Source organism: Ruficoccus amylovorans, from assembly GCF_014230085.1.
GTDB classification, from domain to species: domain Bacteria; phylum Verrucomicrobiota; class Verrucomicrobiia; order Opitutales; family Cerasicoccaceae; genus Ruficoccus; species Ruficoccus amylovorans.
The window spans coordinates 1-7,362 of record NZ_JACHVB010000056.1 but is presented as its reverse complement, the minus strand read 5'-3'; the positions used below and the strand labels follow the sequence as shown (position 1 = coordinate 7,362).

Below are 7,362 nucleotides of genomic sequence, written 5' to 3'. Positions count from 1 at the left end.
CCCCCCCCTTTTCTTCGATGGGATCCCTTGACTGCCACTCAATGATCCAATCGTGACTTAATGCTAGCAAATGCTGCTATGCATAGTGCGATCGAAAACACAAAAATATTGGCACATTTAAAATCACCAGATCCAACCACAAGCACAGACTGATTGCTAGACATAGCTTTTACTACTAAAAAAAATCTACCGATCTACCACTTACCCATGCGACAGATATAGAACCAATAAAAACCACTAAAAAGCACTTAGTATTGCTCAATGACTCATTAGCTATAACACGCCCCACGCATGCTACATACAGTATGAGCAAAACAGAAAAAGCGAGAGATATCGTCGTAGACTTATTAACTCCGATTAGCGCAAGATTGCTTTGACATGAAACAGTAAATCCATAAGCCAGCACACCCAGAACTGCAAGTGACAACGGGTAGATATATTTGTATATTAATTTTGACCACATACAGGACAATTCTCTTCTGTAAAACTATCCAGATCCACATATACAGTAGTCCTAGAATTCGTTCCAACTATTTCTCTTGTATAACGAAGAACACATTCAACAGTCAAGTCATCTCCGTCACAATGAAAAAATGCCAAAACGACTCCATCCGCAGGCGAAAGGCCATCGACATCCCCTGAAAATAAAATTTGCCCATAGCCACTCGCATCTACAAACCCGTGGGTTGAATTCGTCTCATTCGCTCGTACCTCTATTGCCGTTATAACTGCCTGCCTTGTTATATACTCTTCCACCATTTGAGCGGCTTCGGCAACCAGACTGGATAGTATTTGCTCTAATATAAACATTGTAACGACGAGAACAGTCAAGACAACATACACAGAATACATCCCTAGCGGATCTATGTTATTTGTCTGAGAATTTAAACAAAATGTGTATAAATTAATCCCACCAAGTTCACACAATGGGTCTCTTGATAGCCATCTGCCAATGACAGGGTCATAATAGCGGTAGCCGTAGTAAAGATGGCCGGATTCAGGGTCGGTATATTTGGTGGAGAAGCGGTAGTTGAGTTCGGCCACGGCGGCACCGGTACCACGTAAGGGTTCGCCGAAGGGACCGTATTCGAACTCGGCAGCCAATCCGCCAGTGCTGGCGTCCACATAAGCCATGACATTACCATTGCCATCGCAGGCGGGGTAATAGGCATCAGCCCCCGCAGTAACGGCAAGCAGGCCACCGACGCCACCCGCCCCTTGAAGGGTTCCACTCAAGTCGAGCCCCCAGGTGTAGGTGCGCGAGGAGGCAAGAGTCCCAGCCCCATCGTAAGCAAGCTCGGCCAACACGTTCCACTCGTCATAAAGGAAAGCGATAGTCTCCACAGGCGTACTCTCCCAGTCCCCCGCTACATCATCCCAATCGAACACCTCTTTCTTCATGCGGCGACCCTGGGAGTCATAGGTAAAGACCAGTTTCCGATTGGGAACACCCAAGCCAGCTGCCGCAGAATTTGGCTCCATTGCCACAAGACGATTTTCACCATCCCAGGAGTGCTACTTCATCTCACTAATCCGACGGGGAGTTCATATCAATAACCCTTATCAGCACACCTCCGCTATGATCAAAAAAAACACTAACAGATGAGCCATCTCCATCAATACTCTTATCGCATTTTAAAATGGGGTCAGCAAACGAAGAATCTAAATTAAAACCGACCTCATCAAACGGAGCAAACAAATAGGACATGTCATAATCAGCACCCAAGGAATCACAAGAATATCCATATTTATCGAGACTTCCTGGCGTCAGCACCTTGCCTTCAATTATATAGTACGTAAAACGATACCGATCAGTCGAATATATGTCAATAGGACCTTCTAAACCAATCCCTTCAAGAAAAGGCAAAAGCTGAGGACATCCATCAAGTCCACTAACAACCAAATGCCTGTGACCAGGAAAAAGCTTCATATCGTCAACAACATAGACAACAAGAAACCCCACAAAAACTATTAACAAAACAAGAAAAAATTGCTTTTTTACTGTAAAACTGTTGGTCCAATTAACCATGGTATTTTCACTCCAAAATCTAAATTATAAACATCCTGATGTAGTTTATATAACCACTCAATTTGATGCTTTCTAGGCTCACCGCTCGGATTCGCGTCTATTGTATCATTCCACTGCAGAGAGAGTACTATTACATAAATTTTATTATTTAAATAACAAAAGGTTCCAGTTGCCGTAACACTTTCTGCCCCATTAAGCCACCATCCAGTCCCAAGCGTAGTAGCATCGATATAATATACAAATTCGCTGTAATAATCCCTCAGATTAATATTATCAACCTCGATTAGACCAGACAGGTTATTGGCATCCGCATACCTCATCAACGCAGTTCCAACAACTGAATCCATATTGCGCATCTCACCTTCATCATCAGAAAGAACATACACAGGCATGTCTTCGAAAAACCTTGAAGCAATAGAACTAAGAAAAGCAGTCTCTGCTACCCTAGAGGTCCAAATACCTGTGATTTTTAAACCTAGAGATATCTGCCCCAGGTAATCCCACCCGTTCACCCCATCGTTTCCGACGAAGGCATACAGGTTCACCCCGCCTTGTTCCCCAATCGGGTCTCTTGATAGCCATCTGCCAACGACAGGGTCATAATAGCGGTAGCCGTAGTAAAGAAGGCCGGATTCAGGGTCGGTATATTTGGTGGAGAAGCGGTAGTTGAGTTCGGCCACGGCGGCACCGGTAGCACGTAAGGGTTCGCCGAAGGGACCGTACTCGAATCGCGCCGAAACCGTGCCAGACTGGCTGTCCACATAAGCCATGACATTCCCATTGCCATCGTAAGCGGGGTAATAGGTATCAGCCCCCGCAGTAACGGCCAGCAGGCCACCGACGCCACCCGCCCCTTGAAGGGTTCCACTCAAGTCGGGCCCCCAGGTGTAGGTGCGCGAGGAGGCAAGAGTCCCAGCCCCATCGTAAGCAAGCTCGGCCAACACGTTCCACTCGTCATAAAGGAAAGCGATAGTCTCCACAGGCGTACTCCCCCAGTCCCCCGCTACATCATCCCAATCGAACACCTCTTTCTTCATGCGGCGACCCTGGGAGTCATAGGTAAAGACCAGTTTCCGATTGGGAACCCCCAAGCCGGCTGCCACAGAAGTTGGCTCCATCGCAATAAGGCGATTTTCACCATCCCAAGTATACACCCAACGAGAGTCGTTGGACAAGTTCCCGTCGTCATCGTATATAAAGTTTTCCGGGTTGGGAGGTAGGTAGGCGCTGGCTTCAGCCTCGGCGACAGCATCGGCACCACCACTCCCCTGCCCTGAGTAGGTTCCCTGGATCGCGATACTCTCCTGCCGGGCAGCATTTGGACTTGTTTCCCCGGAGTAATCCAAGAGTGCCTGGAAGTACTCTCCTGTACGGGTGGCCGTCTCCGCATTAACCGTCACTTCCGCCGCCGGGTGAGCAGACCCCAGCACTCCAAGGACGCGAGGCACGCTGCGACTGCCGTACTGGTTAAGCGGATTGGCACCGTTTGTCCCGGTGGCATCGGCTCCGGCATAATACACCTGACGACGGGTTGTATTCCCATCCCGCCCGGCCTGAGTACGGTTACCGATATCGTCAAACCCGTAATTGAACACGTAGCCGGGAATTGGTTGCGCACCAGGCAGGTACTTCGCAGCGCTGGTGACTTGCCCCAACGCATCGTAACCGTAAAGCCAGTACTCTCCGCTGCCCAGAGTGGCCGCAGTCCGCTGGTTCGCCGCATTGTATGCGTAGGTCATACCCAGTTGCTGATGAGGAATACCATAACTCAGGCTCCTTAGACGACCAAGATTATCATACTGACGGTGAACGGCAAGCACTTCCGCAGCCCCACGGGACTGCACCACATTTTCCACCAGAGCGCTACCGGGGCGATAACCGTATGCCGCCGTGTGCACCTGACCGCCCTGACTGAAGCCAATCGTCTCCAGACGCCCTGTGACACCGTCGAAGCCGTACTGCACTGCGTGCAGCGGACTGGTGCCATCGGAAAGGCTGACCGTGTTCGGGCGAGTGGCCGCATCAAATGTCCTCTCAACCGCAAAACCATCCCAGGGCTCCCCGTCCGCTTCATAGGTCTCCGAGACAATCCGACCATCCCCATAAACAAGCGTTCGCGTGCCAGTCCTATCGGTTATGGCTCCGATTCGCCCGCTGCGGTCATACTGCGTATAGCTGATGGCTGGAGTCTTACCATCACTGTAGGATATGCCCGTCTGATAGCCGTAGTCCGGGTCGTAGGAATAAGCCGTAACAATCCCACGACCACCGGTCCGAGTCTTCAGTCGGCCGGCATCGTCGTATGTATAGCTCAGGTCAGGAGTGCCGGGATTCCCCACCTCGTAGGCGTAGTATTTCTCCTGCAAAAGCCCGCGAGCATTATAAACCCAATGGGTAACAACCGGAACCCCCGAAGGGTAATCCTGCCAAGTCTTCATCGTGGCCATGCGACCCGCGTAGTCATAAGCATACTCTACCGGGTAGGTTCTCGACCCGCTGCGACGCTTGAGTTGTCCATCCGGATAGTATTCCTCGGTCTGTATTCTTCCGTCCGGCAAGGTGATTGTCCTCGTCATGCTCCCATCCGGGGCATCGCTATAGGCATAGGAAGTCGTCTGTGCCTGGTCACCGGGGAGACTGGATCCCTCAACCGCCACAGGCGTCGTCACACTCTCGAGACGACCATTAGCCAGATAACTGTAGGTCGTGACACCGAAGGCATCGCTCACGGTATGCGGAGCACCCAAGTCGCTGTAAGTGTACTGAGTCTGATCAAGCATGGCGCCCTGAGCGTCATAGCTTGCACTGGAGACCACTTGGCCATCCGCGTAAACGGTAATTGTTTTCGAGACAAAGCCCCCAACGGCGTCGGCAATGCTCGTCGTGACCGTACGGGTGGCCGGAGCATAGCCACCCGATCCGCCCACCGGCACGGCAGGGGTCAATGCCGTAACCGTTGTCGCCGTCAGTCCGTACTGAGTTGTGACAGTGGTAAGATCGTCGAGGCTGACCTCGGTGACTTGCGCCCCTGAAACATCATCCCCACTCACAGAAGTCGTCTTGCGAACCCGCACTCCGCTATCCCACGAAGCAGGCCCGTAGCTGATGGTTGTCGTCTGCACCGGCCCCTCAACATCATCCCCCACATAGGTTTTCCACAACTGCCCCTCATCATCGTACACGTAAAAGGTTGTGACGCCGGTTGGATCTTCCATTGAGACTAGTTGCCCCAAGGCATTGTAACTGTAGCTGGTCTGCGCCTCGCCCGCCCCCCCGGGAGCGAGAGCCGGTTGCAGAACCGTTCGCGTACGCCCCAACATGTCCGTCACGGTTGTGCTATACTCGCCCGAGGCACTCAGGTCCGGCTTCAGAAAAGTCTCAGTCGTAGCCTCTTCCCCCGGCACGGCTGAAGAATAACTGTACCGGCGAGCCATTGTAGAAGGGCCGCTGACCTGATAGAGCGAGCCATCCTGATAGCTGAGAGTCGTGGTTGCCCAGACTGGGGCCTGCCCTGGCAGATAAGGGAAGGACACGCGTTCACGAACAAAGGTTTCACCAGCAGCAGTAACGGTATCCTTGATGCGGTCCGTGATTCGCCCCATCACATCCATACTGGACACAAGCTCACCAGCCTTGTTGTAGGTCGAGGTAGTTTCTGTCGAAGCACTACCCTTACTGAATGTAGTCCGCACTGCGCGACCAGCAGCGTCCAGATCGTAACTTGTCAGGCCATCCCCTTTGAGGGCCTCCACTACGCGCCCCGCATCGTCATAGGTGTATTGGGTGTATTCTCCATCTCGACTCAACTCCCAAGCCAGCCCACAGCAGGCATAGGCCATATCACGAGTCGTACCATCCAAATAGATAATAGAAGTCGGACGGCCCGTCTCAGAATCGTGTCCGTTGACCACTTCAAGATCTACGGTAAAGGGCTCGCCACTCTCATCAAACCGGAAGCTCTCACGGGATTGCAGATTGCCCACTCCGTCCACAACCGTAACCTCACGCAAAAAGGGCTCAAACTCCAGCAGAGGGGTGTAAACATAGGTGCCTTCCTCCCTGGTTGTCACGAGCCAGTCCATCGTTTCACTACTGGAAGTATCGTAGGAGTAGGAATACCGGGTCATCGTACCATCGGGGCGCTCGATGCTGAAGGGCTGCCCCTTGAGATCAAACTCATCAATCGTACGTTCAACGGTGACCAGATTGGAGGCGGCTCCCAAGGCCGCGCCGGGAACTGTACAATCGACGTAGGTTACGATTTTGACCTCGGTATCAATTCCCTGAATACGCTCAATCTCACGCTCCTCGTACCTAATCTGGTAGCCCCTACTAACCTCATTCCCTTGCACATAGGTCACTGTCCGGCGTAATTCCCCCAAGGACGCATTCCAACCGGCATCAGCATCCTCATTAAACGTGTGCGAAACCACCCGATTACTACTCTCGTCCACAGAGGAAGGCAGGGTGTCACCGCCAGGAGCAGAAGTGTTTTTAAACTGAGAGACTGTCTTAATTTGACGCCCGTCAGCATCATAGATCCAGTAATCCCAGTTGCCAAAGGGCCCCACCCTCAGTTTCAGCCGCCCATAGCCGGGCGCACCACTGTCCTCATCGTGATAATAGTAGCGAGTTACCCGGTTCACCCCCTCGGGGTCCTGCGCCTCCGAGATCAGTTCCTCTCCCCAAGGGAACATCTCGTAAGTTTTCAATACATCCGATGCAACCTCACCACTTCCATTTTTCAACTTGCGACGTTCCGTCCGGGTCGTCCCCACAGGGGCATTCTCGTCAAATGCCCCGCTCCGGGTCAGCTCGGTCAAGATCAAGTTGCCCCCCTCCGCATAGCTCCAAGTGTTGCCCGTTTGCGTCCAATGGTAAACATTCACACTCGCACCGGAACGGATTTCCTCCACCTTGAGCTGGTCCGGTTCGGAAGCAGACGGAGTCGGATTGCTGACCACATAGGTCACAAATGGATTAGCTCCACTGACAAGCGGATAGAGTCCAGTAACACTATCCGGCGCTGCCTCAAAACTTCCCGGACGATAAAAGCGAACCTCGAACGCCCCCGGCTTGTAGATCGCAGTCCAATCGTTTTCATCAAAATCAAAAACGCCGCCGGAAATGGTGACCGTGACCGGCCCCGTCGCTTCCCAGATCACATTCCGATACCAGACCTGATCCCCAGCCTCATAAGTGCCCTCGTCAAGATCAGGAGCTTTCCGCGCCCAATAGGATGGTTCCTCAAGCGGGTTATTTCCGGCATTAGCCCCCAGCAGAGAAACATATACATAATCCTGATAAAGCACCTCGTCTCCAGCCGCATAGGT

At 52.1% G+C, this 7,362-nt stretch carries 3 protein-coding genes; all 3 read right to left on the bottom strand.

All coding sequences use genetic code 11. The annotated features are described in order from the left end of the window. Window positions 1-447: 447 nt before the first annotated feature. Window positions 448-1,401, bottom strand: a complete 954-nt coding sequence (locus tag H5P28_RS16640) for an RHS repeat-associated core domain-containing protein (protein ID WP_185676826.1) — start codon at window positions 1,399-1,401, stop codon at window positions 448-450. Between the two features lie 127 nt (window positions 1,402-1,528). Then, window positions 1,529-2,029: a hypothetical protein gene (locus tag H5P28_RS16635; protein WP_185676825.1), complete on the bottom strand. Its 501-nt coding sequence runs from the start codon at window positions 2,027-2,029 to the stop codon at window positions 1,529-1,531. Next, the gene (locus H5P28_RS20045) at window positions 1,999-7,341 is read right to left on the bottom strand and encodes an RHS repeat domain-containing protein (RefSeq protein ID WP_221773464.1); all 5,343 of its coding nucleotides are present in this window, start codon (window positions 7,339-7,341) and stop codon (window positions 1,999-2,001) included. Before H5P28_RS20045 ends, H5P28_RS16635 begins: the two co-directional genes overlap by 31 nt. Between the last annotated feature and the right edge of the window lie 21 nt (window positions 7,342-7,362).

Bases quoted from the DNA above. Each gene is read 5' to 3' on its own strand.
- H5P28_RS16640 (WP_185676826.1), bottom strand. From the start codon at position 1,401: ATGAAGAAAGAGGTGTTCGATTGGGATGATGTAGCGGGGGACTGGGAG.
- H5P28_RS16635 (WP_185676825.1), bottom strand. From the start codon at position 2,029: ATGGTTAATTGGACCAACAGTTTTACAGTAAAAAAGCAATTTTTTCTT.